This is a genomic window from Chryseobacterium sp. SIMBA_029 (genome assembly GCF_046535275.1).
In the GTDB taxonomy this organism is placed as follows: domain Bacteria; phylum Bacteroidota; class Bacteroidia; order Flavobacteriales; family Weeksellaceae; genus Chryseobacterium.
On record NZ_JAWRXA010000388.1, the window covers coordinates 1 to 268 of the forward strand.

The window sequence follows — 268 nt, forward strand, 5'->3', positions numbered from 1 at the left end:
TAGGTTGCAGTGCTCAGACAATGCGGTGACTATCCTTCGACGATCTGTTCCTGCCCGGGAGACGATGCCGCAAGCTCGGCCCAGTCGAGCTCCTGCTCGAGAATATGGAAGATGTCGTCGTCGATTTCGTCGGTTTGCCGCATCTCTGCGATCTTCTGGCGTTTCGCGGAGATGATACTGCGGCGCAGTTCGTCCATTTCGCTGACTTCGCGCGGATGTTCACCCTTGCGGACGATTTCGCGTTCGGAGGTATAGACATGCCGCAGGA

General features: G+C 57.1%; 1 protein-coding gene. It reads right to left on the reverse strand.

All coding sequences use genetic code 11. The features are described 5' to 3' along the window. Window positions 1–29 precede the first annotated feature (29 nt). Window positions 30–268, reverse strand: a 239-nt coding sequence (locus SB679_RS24550) for a hypothetical protein (RefSeq protein WP_410704885.1), incomplete at its 5' end; no start/stop codon positions are given.